13 protein-coding genes are annotated in these 14,601 nt (G+C 56.0%); all 13 read right to left on the bottom strand.

Going from position 1 to position 14,601, the window contains the following annotated elements:
• Positions 1-89: 89 nt before the first annotated feature.
• Positions 90-1,313 carry a hybrid sensor histidine kinase/response regulator gene (locus ACZ5EH_RS04980; RefSeq protein WP_464277030.1) on the bottom strand — a complete coding sequence of 408 codons (1,224 nt, stop codon included), beginning with the start codon at positions 1,311-1,313 and terminating at the stop codon, positions 90-92.
• A 179-nt stretch (positions 1,314-1,492) separates the two neighbouring features.
• The gene (locus ACZ5EH_RS04975; RefSeq protein WP_464277029.1) at positions 1,493-2,671 is read right to left on the bottom strand and encodes a phosphoglycerate kinase; all 1,179 of its coding nucleotides are present in this window, start codon (positions 2,669-2,671) and stop codon (positions 1,493-1,495) included.
• Between the two features lie 76 nt (positions 2,672-2,747).
• Positions 2,748-4,742, bottom strand: a complete 1,995-nt coding sequence (gene tkt, locus ACZ5EH_RS04970; RefSeq protein ID WP_464277028.1) for a transketolase — start codon at positions 4,740-4,742, stop codon at positions 2,748-2,750.
• Positions 4,743-4,870: 128 nt separating this feature from the next.
• Positions 4,871-6,151 carry an EAL domain-containing protein gene (locus ACZ5EH_RS04965; protein ID WP_464277027.1) on the bottom strand — a complete coding sequence of 427 codons (1,281 nt, stop codon included), beginning with the start codon at positions 6,149-6,151 and terminating at the stop codon, positions 4,871-4,873.
• A 189-nt stretch (positions 6,152-6,340) separates the two neighbouring features.
• On the bottom strand, positions 6,341-6,667 hold the full coding sequence (locus ACZ5EH_RS04960) for a P-II family nitrogen regulator (RefSeq protein WP_464277026.1): 327 nt from the start codon (positions 6,665-6,667) through the stop codon (positions 6,341-6,343).
• A gap of 31 nt (positions 6,668-6,698) precedes the next feature.
• On the bottom strand, positions 6,699-8,069 hold the full coding sequence (locus tag ACZ5EH_RS04955; protein ID WP_464277025.1) for an ammonium transporter: 1,371 nt from the start codon (positions 8,067-8,069) through the stop codon (positions 6,699-6,701).
• Positions 8,070-8,465: 396 nt separating this feature from the next.
• On the bottom strand, positions 8,466-8,894 hold the full coding sequence (locus ACZ5EH_RS04950; protein WP_464277024.1) for a DUF1634 domain-containing protein: 429 nt from the start codon (positions 8,892-8,894) through the stop codon (positions 8,466-8,468).
• 36 nt (positions 8,895-8,930) lie between these two features.
• On the bottom strand, positions 8,931-9,857 hold the full coding sequence (locus ACZ5EH_RS04945; RefSeq protein WP_464278260.1) for a sulfite exporter TauE/SafE family protein: 927 nt from the start codon (positions 9,855-9,857) through the stop codon (positions 8,931-8,933).
• A 277-nt stretch (positions 9,858-10,134) separates the two neighbouring features.
• The gene (locus ACZ5EH_RS04940) at positions 10,135-10,776 is read right to left on the bottom strand and encodes a phosphoribosylanthranilate isomerase (protein ID WP_464277023.1); all 642 of its coding nucleotides are present in this window, start codon (positions 10,774-10,776) and stop codon (positions 10,135-10,137) included.
• A gap of 2 nt (positions 10,777-10,778) precedes the next feature.
• On the bottom strand, positions 10,779-11,555 hold the full coding sequence (locus tag ACZ5EH_RS04935; RefSeq protein ID WP_464278259.1) for an indole-3-glycerol phosphate synthase TrpC: 777 nt from the start codon (positions 11,553-11,555) through the stop codon (positions 10,779-10,781).
• Positions 11,556-11,571: 16 nt separating this feature from the next.
• Positions 11,572-12,582 carry an anthranilate phosphoribosyltransferase gene (gene trpD, locus ACZ5EH_RS04930; RefSeq protein ID WP_464277022.1) on the bottom strand — a complete coding sequence of 337 codons (1,011 nt, stop codon included), beginning with the start codon at positions 12,580-12,582 and terminating at the stop codon, positions 11,572-11,574.
• 16 nt (positions 12,583-12,598) lie between these two features.
• Complete coding sequence (locus ACZ5EH_RS04925; protein ID WP_464277021.1) at positions 12,599-13,171, bottom strand: anthranilate synthase component II; 573 nt, start codon at positions 13,169-13,171, stop codon at positions 12,599-12,601.
• Positions 13,155-14,576: an anthranilate synthase component I family protein gene (locus ACZ5EH_RS04920; RefSeq protein ID WP_464277020.1), complete on the bottom strand. Its 1,422-nt coding sequence runs from the start codon at positions 14,574-14,576 to the stop codon at positions 13,155-13,157. Before ACZ5EH_RS04920 ends, ACZ5EH_RS04925 begins: the two co-directional genes overlap by 17 nt.
• Between the last annotated feature and the right edge of the window lie 25 nt (positions 14,577-14,601).

The raw sequence follows: 14,601 nt of genomic DNA, 5'->3' as shown, positions 1-14,601 counted from the left end.
TGAAATAAAACGGAGCGCCCCTGAAGTGGAAAGGGGCGTTTCTTTTTGCAGTAAAAAGCCGCCAGGGCAGAAGAGGGGAGCTGCCTGGTTTACTCTTGCTCAGTGTAGAGAGGGAGCTCAAAGATCATGGTGCTGCCCGATCCGGGAGTGGATTCAGCCCAGATGCGCCCCCCGTAGTGTTCGACGATTTGCTTGCAGATGGGCAGTCCCAGTCCCGTGCCCTTAAGCTTTCGCAGGGGGAGGGTGTCATTGTTTGTGATGACTTGGTGGAACTTGTTGAAGATGCGGTTGATCTCTTCGTGTGGAATGCCCATGCCCGTATCCTGGACAGATATGCGGACAATGCCGTCGAGCATGGCTGCTGCGATCTTTACGTATCCTTTGGGCGTGAATTTGGCCGCGTTGTGCAGCAGATTGATAAGCACCTGTTCGATGCGGTCCCGATCTGCATGGACTTCTGCTCTTTTGAAGGCATCGTCTTCAGGAAGCTCAAGCTGCAGCTCCAGCTCGGGATTCTGGGCGAACAGCCCGTGCACGGCCTGGGCGGCAAGGATGATGACGGGTTCTATGTGGAATGGTTCGTTGCGCCACTGTATGCGGCCGGATTCGATCTTTGTGAGATCCAGCACGTCATTAATCATGCGGCTGAGCCGCTCGCCTTCCTGGCTGACCACGGCGAGGTTGTCCTTGATACGGTGCGCCTTTTTTTCCAGTTTTGGGTTTTCCGCAGGGACCAGGGGCAGGAAAGAATTATGAAACTCCTTGCTCACCAGTTTGGCGAATCCAGGAATGGAAGTCAGCGGCGTACGCAGTTCATGGGCAACTGAGGAAAGGAAGGAAGACTTGATGTCATCGAGTTCCTGGAGACGCTGATTACTGCGGGTGAGTTCCTTTGTGCGTTCCTCCAGGTCTTGCCGCGCCTTGAGCAGGCTGAGGTGCGTTTTCACCCGTGCGCGTACTTCTCCGGGATCAATGGGTTTGTAGATGTAGTCCACGGCGCCGCATTCAAAGCCATTGACCACAGCCTGCGACTCGGAAAGCGCCGTGATGAAGATGACGGGGATATCCCTGGAGCGCGGATCCTGTTTGAGCTGCCGACAGACTTCAAACCCGTCCATGCCTGGCATCATGATGTCGAGCAAGATGAGGTCCGGCGGACTCTGACGCGCCTGGGCAAGGGCCCGCTGCCCTGACGTGGCAACAGACAGGGTGTACTGGTCCTTGAGGGTATCAACAAGGATATCAATGTTGAGTTTGGTGTCGTCCACAATCAAGACGGTGCTGTTGCGGACGGGTAAGATCTCTTGGTGCATGCTTTTAGGTTATGGTAAAGTTGGCCCCCGAGCCAAAGTTGCTGAGGTGATGATATTTGTCAACAGCAGCAGGCTTGAAAGTGTCCTTTTCGGGTAAAATATTGCTATTTTGTCACGTATTATACGAAAAAGGGCGCAGCCTAAAAAATGCTGCGCCCTGAGTTTGCTTCTGGGTGAGGCTATTTCTTGGCGCGGTCTTCCAGCATGGCAACGGCGGGCAGGGTCTTGCCTTCCAGAAATTCCAGGAAGGAACCACCGCCTGTAGATATGTAGGACATTTTGTCAGACAGGCCGAATTGCGCAAGGGCTGAGATGGTGTCACCGCCCCCTACCAGTGAGAAAGCATCGCTTTCCGCTACAGCGTGCGCCAGGGTTTTGGTGCCTCCGGCAAATTGGTCGTATTCAAAAACGCCAACAGGACCGTTCCAGACAATGGTCGCGGCCTTGCGCGCCGCATCGGCGTATCGCTTGGCGGTTTCAGGGCCGATATCCAGAATCATATCGTTTTCTCCAATTTCGGAGACCTTCTTGATGGTCGGTCTGGCGTCCTCGGAGACTGCAGCGCCCACCACCACATCGGTAGGCACGGGAATTTCAGCGCCTGCATCTTTAGCCATCTGCATCAGGCGTTTTGTTTCCTCTATCATGTCAGGTTCATAGAGGGATTTACCAACAGGGTGCCCGGATGCAGCAATAAAGTTGTTGGCAATGCCGCCACCTACGATGAGGTGATCAACCTTCTTGGAAAGGTTTTCAAGCACGGTAAGTTTGGTGGAAACCTTGGAGCCCCCCACAATCGCCAGCATGGGGCGTTTGGGTGCTTCCATGGCTTTGCCCAGGGCGTCCAGTTCCTTGGCCAGGAGCATACCGGCGCAAGCAACAGGGGCGAAACGCCCCGCACCATGTGTGGATGCCTGCGCCCTATGGGCAGTGCCAAAGGCATCCATGACATAAATGTCGCAGAGCGCGGCCATCTTTTTGGCCAGCTCTTCGTTGTCCTTTTTTTCGCCCTTGAGAAAACGGACGTTCTCGCAAAGAACTATTTCATTGTCACCCACTTCCACGCCGTTTATCCAGTCCTTGGCAAGACGCACGGGCGTCCCCACCAGTTCAGACAAGTATTCCGCAACGGGGGTAAGCGAGAATTTTTCCTCGTACTCACCTTCTGTAGGCCGCCCGAGGTGGGAAACGAGCATGATTTTGGCGCCTGCATCCAATGCTGTTTTGATCGTCGGCAGACAGGCGCGGATGCGTGCGTCGTTGGTGACCTTTCCGTCCTTGACCGGAACGTTGAAGTCAACACGGATCAGCAGGCGTTTGCCCGCAAGGTCGAGTTCACTCATTTTCAAGACGTGCATGGGCTATCCTCCTGGTTTTGCTCGCAGATATTGTAGTTTTACGCAAGCAGGCGTTCAATACGCCGTCTGGAAGTGCCTATAGCATCTCTTGCAGGGTCTTGACCACGTTTTCTACGGTAAAGCCAAAATGGGTAAAAAGTACTTTACCAGGGGCGGAAGCGCCAAAGGTATCCATGCCCACAACCTGCCCCTTGTCGCCTACCAGCCCTGCCCAGCAGGTGGTGACGCCGGCTTCCACTGCGAGCCGCGTCGTAACGGCGGGCGGCAGTACGCTGTCGCGATAGCTTTGCTCCTGCTCCAGGAAAAGATCAACACAGGGCATGGAAACAACGCGGATTTTGCGCCCCTGCTCTGCAAGGGTCTTGGCCGCGTCCATGGCCAGCCCAATTTCGGAGCCTGTCGCCATGATCACGGCATCGGGCGTTCCGTCGCAATCGATCAGCACGTACCCGCCGCGGGCGGCATCCGCCACCGTCTTTTCTGTGTGGGGGAGCGCAGGAAGACCCTGACGAGAAAGCAGCAATGCATGGGGAGACTGCTTCTTTTCAATGCCTTGCCGCCAGGCAATGGCTGACTCTACACGGTCGGCCGGCCGCCAGACATACAGGTTGGGGATCAGGCGCAGCGAAGCAGCGTGCTCCACGGGTTGGTGCGTGGGGCCGTCTTCACCTACGCCAATGGAGTCGTGGGTAAGCACGAATATGTTGCGAACACCCATGAGCGCAGCCATGCGGATGGCGTTGCGCGCATAGTCAGAAAATACCAGGAATGTCGCGTTGTAAGGGATGAATCCACCGTGCAGGGACATGCCCGTGCAAAGTGCCGCCATACCCATTTCGCGGACACCAAAGTGCAGATAATTGCCGGAAAAATCCTGCGGCGTGATGGAACGGGCGCCTTTCCAGAGCGTGCCGTTGGAGCCGGAAAGGTCGGCAGAGCCGCCCACAAGCTCAGGTAAATGCGGGGCAAAGGCATTCAGCGCTGCAAGAGAAGCCTTGCGTGTGGCAATGGGATCTTCAGCTTTTGCCAGTTCGGCTATTGCCTTGGTTGCCACGTCCGACCAGTCTGCAGGAAGCGCGCCCTGCATCCGCCGTTCAAATTCGGCGGCCAGTTCAGGAAAAACCTTCTGGTAGGCAGCGAACGTTTCCTTCCAGGCGGATTCGGCCTGTTGCCCTTTTTCGCGGGCATCCCAGGCTTTGTATATGTCCTCGGGGATTTCAAAAGGCGGGTGCTCCCATCCCAAAGCTTTCCGCGCTTCACCAAGTTCCGCATCACCAAGTGGCGCGCCGTGGCAGGAGGCTTTGCCGCAATGGCCGGGGGCGCCAAAGCCGATCTGTGTCTTGCAGCAGATGAGGGTGGGCTTGTCCGTCACACCCTTGGCAGCGGCGATGGCCTTGTGCAGGGCATCGTGGTCGTGTCCGTCCACATTTTCGATAACGTCCCAGCCGTAAGCCTTGAAGCGTTCCGGCGTATTGTCCGCAAACCAACCCGAGACGTCTCCATCAATGGAAATTCCATTATCGTCATAAAGAGCGATGAGTTTGCCAAGACCAAGGGTGCCGGCAAGGGAGGCTGCCTCGTGAGAAACGCCCTCCATCATGCAACCGTCACCCAGCAAAAGCCATGTATGGTGATTGACGATTTCGTGACCGTCGCGGTTGAAATGCGCTGCAAGCAAACGTTCGGCAAGCGCCATACCGACTGCGTTGGCAACACCCTGCCCCAGAGGGCCTGTGGTTGTTTCAACGCCGGGCGTGTGCCCGTATTCCGGGTGCCCAGGAGTCTTGGAGCCGAATTGGCGAAAGTTCTTGATGTCTTCAATGCTCAGGTCGTAGCCGCTCAAATGCAGTACGGAGTAAAGCAGCATGGAAGCGTGCCCGTTGGAAAGCACGACTCGGTCGCGGTCCGGCCAGGCGGGGTTGGCAGGGTTGTGCTCGAGAAAGTCGAGCCACAGGACTGCGGCTATGTCGGCCATGCCCATCGGGGCTCCTGGATGGCCGGACTTGGCCTTCTCTACAGCGTCTGCACTGAGAAAACGAATGACGTTAGCAAGGGCTTTGCGGTCTGGCATTGAAATACTCCTGAGCGAAAATTTGGGTGCGGCGGGGAAGGTTGGGGCACAATGCATCCGACCCGTCGCGACGGACAGAGGGGTTGTAGCGTCTCGAAGCCGGATTGCCAAGTGTTGTGTCAGGTCTGTTACGAAACAGTCTGAGAGGCAGATGCAGAGCGGCTTATGTCCATGCAGACAATGTAATTGGTTCCTGATGTGCTGGAGAAAGAAGCAGCCAATGTGGTGCAAATGTTCCCCGAAGCCATGGAAATGTATGACTCCGTAGTGAATTTTCGCATGCCTGCGCGCAAGGGTAAAAAATAATCTTTGAGAGAGTGGTCGCTGCCTTTCTGAGCAGGCTGATAGATGAAGCGTTTGTATTCCGCTATCTTCAAAGGATTGCAGATTGTTTCTGAAATCTGGATGCCGCCCTCATCAAGTACGTATAAACATTCCAGATCGTCATGAGCACTTAGAAAATTCGCAAGAACACAGTCGAAATCGCTTTCTTCAACACTTTCCAGGTAACCGACCAGCTTTTGCAATAGCGCGTCATATTCGGCGAACAATTTTTTTTGGACGGTAAAGCTCTCAAGCACGTGTTCTCGAAATGTCGCAGCAACGTCTTTGATGGTTTGCAACGTGTCGTGCTGCTCCATACGTAAAGGCGCCGGACGGGAAAAGTGAAAGCCCTGAAACACATCGACACCGAGTTCAAGCAGCTTCATGGCGTCTGCAGCGCTTTCCACACCTTCTGCAACCACCATGGCGCCAATGCGCTGGCCCAGCCCCACCAGGGATTTGGTAACTTCCATCTTGTAGAATTGCTGATGCAGAGAGCTTACAAGAGAGCGGTCGATTTTCAGGACATCGGGTTTGATAAGCGCTATACGCTCCATGTTGGAGTGGCCTGCCCCCACATCGTCCAGCGCGATCAGGAATCCTTCTTCTCGGTATCTTGTAATGAAATCGAGAAGCGCGTCGGTGTTTTGCACATTGGATTCGATAATTTCGATGACGATATTGTTGGGATTTATGCCAATGGTGCGTGCCTGCTTCACCAGGTATTTGGAGCCGGCAGCCACAGTATCCAGCAATGCGATGTCAATATTGATGGAGAGTAACAACTCCTTGTGCGCATCATGGATGGGCTTGAAGCATTCCAAGGCCTTGCTGCGGCAAAGCCTGTCCAGCTCCAGTCGCTGCTGCGCAGTCTGCGGCAGGGAAAAAAGGATATTCGGTGGAAGAACAGCTTCCTGGCAGGCGTCACACCCTCTGCTGAGCGCCTCGAATCCCAGAATGGATTGCCTTTTGATGGAGACCTGCGGCTGATAATGAGATACTACCCTGCGTTTTTGCAGGATGGTCTCTATATCTGCGTGGGTCGTATCATAAGGCGGCGTTATGCTCTGTGCTGTACTGTTCATTTTGGTACCGGGTGTGAAGTAGGCTCTAGAGGCGTTATTCGTGGCGCGGTGCCCTGTCAAGTCACATAATTTTGGCTAATGCGTTAACCAACCGGGAATTTGGCATATCCATGGTTAAAAAAAGGGCCGGTCGCAATGTGCGACCGGCCCCCCCATTTCCGGTTGCTGCAAAAGCAGCGGGGAATGGTTTTAGAGTTCTTCTCCTGTGCGGACGCGCAGGGATTTTTCAATGTTCACCACGAAGACCACGCCGTCGCCTTCTTTACCAGTCTTGGCGGCAGTCTGGATGGTCTCGAGGCAGTCGCCAACCTTGTTGTCAGGCACGCCAACTTCGATGCGCACCTTTTTCAGCAGGTTCATTTCAATGACGACACCGCGGTAGGTTTCGGTGAAGCCTTTCTGACGACCGGAGCCAAGGATGTTGGTCACGGACATGCTGTAGAACTGCTGTGCGTATAGCGCCTGCTTGACGGCGGTGAGACGCTCGGGCCGGGTATATGCTATGATGAGTTTCATATGTTCCTCCTGCTTGCGGGAATGAGTTTGCCTACTCGACAGAGAACAGCTGGAAGCCGCTGTAGGCCTCGTTGCCGTGCTCGGAGATGTCCAGGCCCTTCAGTTCTTCTTCTTCACTTGCGCGAACGCCCATGATCAGGTCGGCAATCTTGAAGACGATGAAACCAGCGCCGAAGGCCCATGCGAAGACAACGGCAACACCCACGAGCTGCACCAGGAGCTGGCTGACACCGCCGCCGTAGAACAGACCGGTGACTCCACCGTAACCAGGAGCGCCGAACAGGCCTACGCAGATTGTGCCCCAGGCGCCACAGGTGCCGTGGACGGAAACAGCGCCGACGGGGTCGTCGATCTTGAGGACTTTGTCCAGGAATTCGACGGAAGCAACAACCAGAATACCAGAGGTCAGGCCGATGATGATGGCGCCTGCGGGTGCAACGTCATAACAACCAGCGGTGATGCCTACGAGACCGGCAAGGGCGCCGTTCATGGTCATGGAAACGTCAGGCTTGCCGAAACGGCCCCAGGCCATGATCATGCCGCCGAGAAGACCAGCAGCAGCAGCCAGGGTGGTGTTCACGGCAATGTAGCCGATGGTGCCGTCAGCAGTGGTGGTGGAGCCGGGGTTAAAACCGAACCAACCGAACCAGAGAATCAGCACGCCGAGACCGGCGAGAGGAATGTTGTGGCCGGGAATAGCGCGTGCGGTGCCATCGGCAGCGTACTTGCCCATTCTGGGGCCAAGAACCAGAGCACCGGCGAGACCAACCCAGGCGCCAACGGAGTGAACAACGGTGGAACCTGCGAAGTCAGCAAAGCCGAGGCCTTCGAGCCAGCCAGCGCCAGCATCGCCCAACCACAGGCTGCCCCAGCACCAGTGACCGGAGATGGGGTAGATCAGGCCGGTAACCAGAACGGTGATGATAAGGTATGCGGCAAATTTGGTGCGCTCGGCGATGGCGCCGGAAACGATGGTGGCCGCAGTGGCTGCGAACACGGACTGGAAGAACCAGAAGGTCAGAGTCCACTGACCATCAGCGGTTTCGGGGGTGGCGCCGGACAGGGAGAAGCCGGAAGCACCGATAAAGCCGCCCACGTCGGTACCGAACATCAGTGCGAAACCGAACAGGAAAAAGATGATCGCGCCAGCGCCGAAATCGATGAAGTTCTTCATCATGATGTTGCCGGCATTTTTTGCGCGGGTGAAACCACATTCAACACATGCAAAGCCAGCCTGCATGAACATGACCAGGATTGCAGCAACCAAGGTCCACAGGATGTTTGCGTTAGCCTGAGAAAGAAGCTCGACTTCTTCAGCCCGAGCCAGACCAGGCGTCAGGAGCAGGGCCGCCCCAAGAGTCGCTGGAATCAGGCCCTTCCGGAACAGAGATTTGGAAACCATATACTACCTCCTTAATTATGTTGTCCGAGAGTAAGTGGATGCGTCATTCTGCTCCCCACTTAGAGCAAGAAAGGGGCCAAGTCTCTAACTGGCTGTAATTGCGACATGAAAAATGTTCAGGAGCAGAGGGGCGGGTGGAAAAATTAAAAAAAATAACAAATATGATAAAGAGTGCAAGGGACATTATTTCTATTTTGTCAAATAAGCTACAGAGCCGCGCCAAGTCTGCTATACTACTTCATGGGTATGTACAGGTATGAAAAAATGGAGGGGCAGTAAAACCGCGCAGCAGGGGGGCAGGGGCGGAAAAGCATATAAATGAAAAAGGCCGCTGCAGCGAATGCTCCAGCGGCCTTAAGCGCGATAATGAGTAGTTTACAAAAGGTTTTGCAGCTTCTAGTGACCGCCGCTGCCCAGAAGTCCGGAAGCAGCAAGCGCCAGAACGAGAATCTCGGCGATGGCAAAGAACATATACATGTAGTCTTTGCGCTTTTTGTATCCGGGAATGAGGGTGAAGTAACAAACGATGGTCAGAAGCGCCAACAGAGCAATGGGGACGAAGTTCAGAAAATCACCCCTATTGAGCAGTGACGCCCAACCCCACCCTGTGGGGGAGTTGGTGTGATGCAGATAGTCAGCCACACCCATCTTCCAGGAGGATGTAACCACGTCCATGGGGACGTGAGAAGGAAGAACTCCCAGAATATAGATGAGATATGTGGCAATCATCATAAAGATGCCAAGCCATGCGCCGTAGAACAGAATATTAGCATAGCGGATCTGTTCCGGTCTGGCCTGGGTGGATAGCTTGCGTTCTTCAGCCATAATGCACCTCGCTTTACGTTATCGTGATCAGCTTGCTCAGCCCATGATGTTCAGGCCCAGACCTTTGTCCAGGGCCTTGAAGCCGGCGAAGAAGAGCACGCCGATAACCATGTAGCGAATCACCTTGGGCTTGGCCACGGCCAGCAACCTGACGCCGACAAAGGAGCCGAGCATCAGCCCGATGATGGACGGAATGGCCATCAAGGGGATGACACAGCCCTGGTTCAGGTAAATCCAGGCCGCAGAGGTGTCTGTGATGGACAGCAGGAACTTGGAGGTCGCAACAGAGACCTTCAGCGGAGCGCCCATCAGCAGGTTCAGCACGGGCACGTTGGCCCAGCCGGCGCCCAAGCCAAACATACCGGCCATAACGCCGATCACGATGAAGAGCAGCAAACCGGCCAGGGTGCGGTGGGTTTTCCACTCGATATCTTCGCCGGTTGAGCTGTCATGGTAAATGCCCTGAAGACCAAGGGCCAGGCCGATGGCGTCCTGCTTTTTGACAACTGGCCGTTCGGTGTTCTTGGACATGAGCAGCAGCACCGCGATACCGACAATGGTGCCACCAAGGCACGCCTGCACGATCGCCGGGTTCAACTTGGAAAGATAGAGCCCTAGCATTGCGCCGAGAATCGAACATGACGACGCTATGAGCGCCACTGGTAGCGCTAATCGTAGGCTCGCCATGTTTCGTTTCAACAGCCCCGGCCCCGCCGCCAATGCTCCGGCAAGGGCGACCATAAGGCCGGCGCCGCGCACGAAGTCAATATGGAACGGGAAGAAGCCGCTGACTAGCGGAACATAGAGCACCCCGCCGCCAACGCCAGCGAGAACCGCCACTATGCCCAGCACGAAACAGAAAAATAGCAGAACCAAGGGCCAGAACCACCACGGCTTGTCGCTGGGAACCGGCACGGCGCCGGCTGCTTCAGCCGCGGCCCAAACAGGGGAGGTGAACAACATCACCCCGAGCGTCAGCCATAGGCAAAACGCACGTCGCAAAACGTTACGCAGCATAGTTACCCCTCACAGTAAAGATAGGACGTTCAAGATCGGGAGGCATACCCTCTCCGACCAATATGTAACAGCACCCTCACATGCCGTCACAAGTCGTCTTGCTTGGCTATTTGAATGTGAAAAAGATGTCAACCTGAAAAAAAGCGGGGAATGACTGAAGACACTGGTTTGACGAGAAATTTTAATCGAGTTTGCGCTGCTGCGGAAGGGCTGTGTCGGGAGCTTATGCGTTGCTGCACAGCAAACTGAGCGTTTCACGCAATTTGTCATGATCTTTTATACCCGGTGCGCTTTCTACACCTGAATTCAGATCAACGCCGCAAGGATTGCTTTGCTCGATGGCGGAGAGAACGTTCTGCGGGCCCAGGCCACCTGCCAGGAACCAGGATTTGGGGCTGTGAAGTTCGCCAAGGGAGGAAAAGTCCAGGGAGGTGCCGTGCCCGCCGCCAGATTTTCCTGCATCGAGAAGAAAAAAGCGGCAGCAGTCAGCGTAGGTTTCCAGATCGTTTTGCAAGGCCTGTACACTGGCGTACCGTTCAGGCCAGAATACCCGCATGACACGGCTTTTTCCAATATCGCGACAAAATCCTCGGTTTTGGTTGCCGTGCAATTGCGCCAGGTGCAATTGGGCTGTTTCCATGATGCGCAACACTTCAGCAACGCTCTGTTTTACGAAAACGCCAACGCGCATGGCGCTGCCGGTGTTGATGTCACGGGCCTGCTCGGGAGTAACGGCGCGGGGGCTGCCTTGATGAAAAATAAAGCCGGCAAGAGGACTTTCCAGTTTTTCGCAAAAAAAAGTGTCCTCCTGGCGCGTAAGGCCACAAACCTTGATCATAGCCTTATTCTGGCAGCATCGGCTCATCGTTATCCTCCTCTACGCATGTTCTCCAGTGCTTCCCCTGGGTCAGGCGTCCGCATAAGCGAAGTCCCTACCAGCGCTGCCTCATAGCCGAGTTTTTGCATTTGCACCAGTTCCGCATTGCTGCCCATGCCGCTCGCGCTGATCCAGAGTTCCGCTATACGTTTCCTTTGGATAAGTCTGGCGGAGGTTTCCAGGTCAACGGTCAGCGTATCCAGGTCGCGGTTGTTGATCTGGATTATACGTGCGCCAACGTCCTGGGCAATGCGTACGTCATTTTCGTCAAAAGCTTCTACAACCGCATCAAGACCTGCATTATGGGCAAGTTCGATCATCTGGGCCAGAAGAGAAGGCTCCAGCATGCGCACTATCAGCAAAAGCGCTGATGCAGGTGTTGCCGCTGTCTGCGGTATTTGCAGCGGGTCAAGCAGGAAATCCTTGCGCAACAGCGGCAAGCCAGCGGGCCGCATGCGCTCGAGGAACGCCAAATCCCCCTGGAAATGGTCTTCCTCGGTCAGCACAGAAAGCGCGGAAGCGCCTCCTTTAGCATAAGCGGCGGCCACATCTTCAGGGCCGAGAAGGTCGTTTATCAACCCTTGAGAGGGTGACGCCCTCTTGTATTCGGCAATTACGGCAATCCCGTCGCGCTTGGCGCCACTACGCAAGGCTTCCAGAAAAGAAGGGCGCTCGCCTTGCCAGGCAGCGGGCAGCGCCCCTTTATCGGAAAGTTCGCGTAGCGCAGCAATTTCAGCCTGTTTCGCCTTGCGGAATGCTTCAAGCATACGCGGCAGAGCCATCCTAGTTCTCCTCGCCAATAACCTTGAGGGCAACTCCCTGTGTAACGGCGCCGCGAGCTCGGTCAACACATTCGCGCATGGGCATGCCGTCTTCAAGCAGATGCAGCGACACTGCCACGTTTAAAGCCAGCATGTCGCGCATGGCCTTGGGCCCGCGCCCTGCCAATACCTCGCGCAAAGTGTTCATGGCTTCTTCGCGGCTGTGCACAGCTACGTCTTCAGGATTGGAGCGTTCAAAACCCAGCTCTTCAGGGTCAAGTTCGGTGCTCATCACCGAGCCTTCAGCTACCCATACAATCTGGTTTGGCCCAAATGGAGTCAGTTCGTCAAACCCTCCTGCACCGTGCACCACGGCAGCGCGTTCAATGCCGGTCTCTACCAGCACCTCGGCCATACTGCGCATGATTTCCGGCCTGGCCACCCCCAACAATTGATGCGTAGGGCGTGCCGGGTTCAGCAAAGGCCCCAGAAGGTTGAACAGCGTGCGCATGCCAAGCTCCTTGCGAACAGGCATGATGTGGCGGAAAGCGGGGTGGAAGTTGGGAGCGAACAAAAAGACAAAGTTGCGTGCTTCCACCTCCCGCCGGATGTCCTTGGGATCCTTGTATATGGGAAACCCCAGGGCTTCCACAGCATCGGCGCTGCCAGAGGTGCTGGAAACAGCGCGGTTGCCGTGTTTAACGACCTTGTGACCAAGGCCGGCCAGCACCAGTGCAGTGGCTGTGGAGCAGTTGAAGCTGTTTCTGTGATCGCCCCCTGTCCCAACTGGGTCGATGTATTTGCCGGGGATGCCTTCCACCAGGTTGGCTTTGGCCAGAGCGGCGCGGACTGCGCCGACCATCTCCGTCACGGTTTCGCCTTTGGCGCGCAGTCCCATAAGCAGGGCGCCCGCCTGGCCGGGACTGAGTTGCCCGTCCATGAGCAGGGAAAAAGCCTGTTCAGCGAGCTCGGGTTCCAGGTTCTGCCCATCAGCAAGTGTATTCAATATTGTTTTTACAGTGTCGGCAGTCATGGTCTGTCCCTTTGTGTCAGCTCAATTTTTCCGGAAAGTTGGCCAGCATGTCCAGGCCTTGCGGCGTAAGCACGGATTCAGGATGAAACTGCACACCTTCCCAGGGGCGGTCGCGATAACGCATGCCCATCACCTCATTTTGGTCAGTGCGTGCAGAAACTTCCAGAAGATCAGGTTTTTCCTCGGCATGCACAAGCAGGGAATGGTAGCGACCGATTTCCACTGGAGAGGGGATGCCGGTGAACATGCCCTTGCCGTCATGCTCGATCATGGAGGTTTTACCGTGCATGATCCGTGGCCCCACATCAACAGTGGCGCCGGCAAAGTGCCCTAAAACCTGGTGCCCCAGGCAAACGCCCAACACGGGTATTTCCTTGGGCAATTTTTCCAGGAACTGCAGGCACAGGCCGGCATTGCGCGGATGGCTGGGGCCAGGGGAGATGCAGACCATTTCGAGCTTGGGGTCTGTGGCGAGATCGAGGATCTCTGGCCGGTCGTTGCGCAGCACCTCGGGAGAGCGCCCAAGTTTGTAGAACGCCTGTACGAGATTGAAGGTAAACGAATCAAAATTGTCAATCAGCAAAAACATCGCCGCCTCCCTTGGCTGCCAGTATTTCACGCAAGACCTTTGCCTTGTTGTTGCACTCTTCCCATTCCTTGTCCGGGTCGGAATCGTAGACGATGCCGGCGCCGGCCTGCCAGCTCACCATGCCGTCGCGCACCCAGAGGGAGCGGATGGTGATGCCGGTGTCCAGGTCTACGCGGTCTGCGTCCAGGCCGATCCAACCGATGGCCCCTGCGTATGGACCACGAGAAATGCCTTCGAGTTCGGCAATGATCTCCATGGCGCGGACTTTTGGCGCGCCGCTGAGCGTGCCGGCAGGGAAGGTTGCGCCCAGCACGTCCAGCGCATCCTTGCCCTCTGCCAGTTTGGCCGTGACATAGCTGGTAATGTGCATGACATGGGAGAAGCGCTCGACCTGCTTGTACTTCTCCACTTCCACGGTGCCGGGCTTGGCAACGCGCCCAAGGTCGTTGCGACCAAGGTCCACCAGCATGACATGCTCGGCGTTTTCCTTGGGGTCTTGCAGCAGCTCTTCCGCAAGGCGGTCGTCTTCTGCGGCGTCTGCGCCCCTGTGCCGGGTGCCGGCTATGGGGCAGGTGGTCAGATCGCCCCCATTGCAGCGGACAAGCAGCTCGGGCGATGAGCCCATCAAGGTCATTTTGGGGAACCGCAAAAAGAACATGTATGGGGAGGGGTTCACCTGGCGCAACCGGCGGTAGAGCACAAAGGGGTCGCCAGAGAATGAAGCCTGGAAGCGGGTGGAAAGCACAATCTGAATGGCTTCGCCCTGCCTGATGAGCTCCTTGGCGCGATCAACACCTTTTTTGTAGGCCACTTCCTCGGGCATGTTCATGACAGTGCCGGCCTGAGGCGGCTCCACGGGGCGGTTCAGGGCTGTGAAGTCCATTTCCGCCTTGGCGCCTTCCACCAGAGAGAGCAGGCACAGGCGATGGAACAGGTGATCGAAGAGGGCCACCTGCCCGGGCAATACCAGTGTGGATTCACTCTGGTCCGGGGGCAGTAGGGGGGCGAGTTTGGGCTCGAAGGCTCCGGCGATACCGTAGCCAAAATACCCGTACAGTCCTCTGGTGATGGGGGGCAAATCCTCAAATCCATCGGGCGGGGTGATTGTCAGGGCCTTGTTTACGGCGCGCAACCCTTCTATATAGTCCATGCCGGAAAATTCCTTGAGGGGTTCAAGCCTCTCATCGCGGCAGGCCACTTCCAGTTTGCCGTTCTTGCAGGAAAGACGCAGCCTGTAGTTCCAGGCAATGATGCTGTAGCGGCCCAGGCGACCGTCAACTTCCGCACTTTCCAGTAGAATACCCTGCTTGCTGCCTACCAGTCCCAAATAAAGACTTATGGGCGTCTGGATGTCTGCCGGCATCCATTTGCCGCTTTGCTGCAGTACTATGTTTTCGACTGCCATAATGGCTCTCCTTGCTGCCTGTTGC

This window comes from Desulfovibrio biadhensis (assembly GCF_055388615.1).
Note: the sequence above shows the minus strand (reverse complement) of the source record. Positions and strands in the feature narration are given on the sequence as shown.

Bases quoted from the DNA above. Each gene is read 5' to 3' on its own strand.
- ACZ5EH_RS04925 (WP_464277021.1), bottom strand. From the start codon at position 13,171: ATGTTTTTGCTGATTGACAATTTTGATTCGTTTACCTTCAATCTCGTA.
- ACZ5EH_RS04945 (WP_464278260.1), bottom strand. From the start codon at position 9,857: ATGTTGTTCACCTCCCCTGTTTGGGCCGCGGCTGAAGCAGCCGGCGCC.
- ACZ5EH_RS04940 (WP_464277023.1), bottom strand. From the start codon at position 10,776: ATGAGCCGATGCTGCCAGAATAAGGCTATGATCAAGGTTTGTGGCCTT.
- ACZ5EH_RS04950 (WP_464277024.1), bottom strand. From the start codon at position 8,894: ATGGCTGAAGAACGCAAGCTATCCACCCAGGCCAGACCGGAACAGATC.
- ACZ5EH_RS04965 (WP_464277027.1), bottom strand. From the start codon at position 6,151: ATGAACAGTACAGCACAGAGCATAACGCCGCCTTATGATACGACCCAC.
- trpD (WP_464277022.1), bottom strand. From the start codon at position 12,582: ATGACTGCCGACACTGTAAAAACAATATTGAATACACTTGCTGATGGG.
- ACZ5EH_RS04980 (WP_464277030.1), bottom strand. From the start codon at position 1,313: ATGCACCAAGAGATCTTACCCGTCCGCAACAGCACCGTCTTGATTGTG.
- ACZ5EH_RS04960 (WP_464277026.1), bottom strand. From the start codon at position 6,667: ATGAAACTCATCATAGCATATACCCGGCCCGAGCGTCTCACCGCCGTC.
- tkt (WP_464277028.1), bottom strand. From the start codon at position 4,742: ATGCCAGACCGCAAAGCCCTTGCTAACGTCATTCGTTTTCTCAGTGCA.
- ACZ5EH_RS04920 (WP_464277020.1), bottom strand. From the start codon at position 14,576: ATGGCAGTCGAAAACATAGTACTGCAGCAAAGCGGCAAATGGATGCCG.
- ACZ5EH_RS04955 (WP_464277025.1), bottom strand. From the start codon at position 8,069: ATGGTTTCCAAATCTCTGTTCCGGAAGGGCCTGATTCCAGCGACTCTT.
- ACZ5EH_RS04935 (WP_464278259.1), bottom strand. From the start codon at position 11,555: ATGCTTGAAGCATTCCGCAAGGCGAAACAGGCTGAAATTGCTGCGCTA.
- ACZ5EH_RS04975 (WP_464277029.1), bottom strand. From the start codon at position 2,671: ATGCACGTCTTGAAAATGAGTGAACTCGACCTTGCGGGCAAACGCCTG.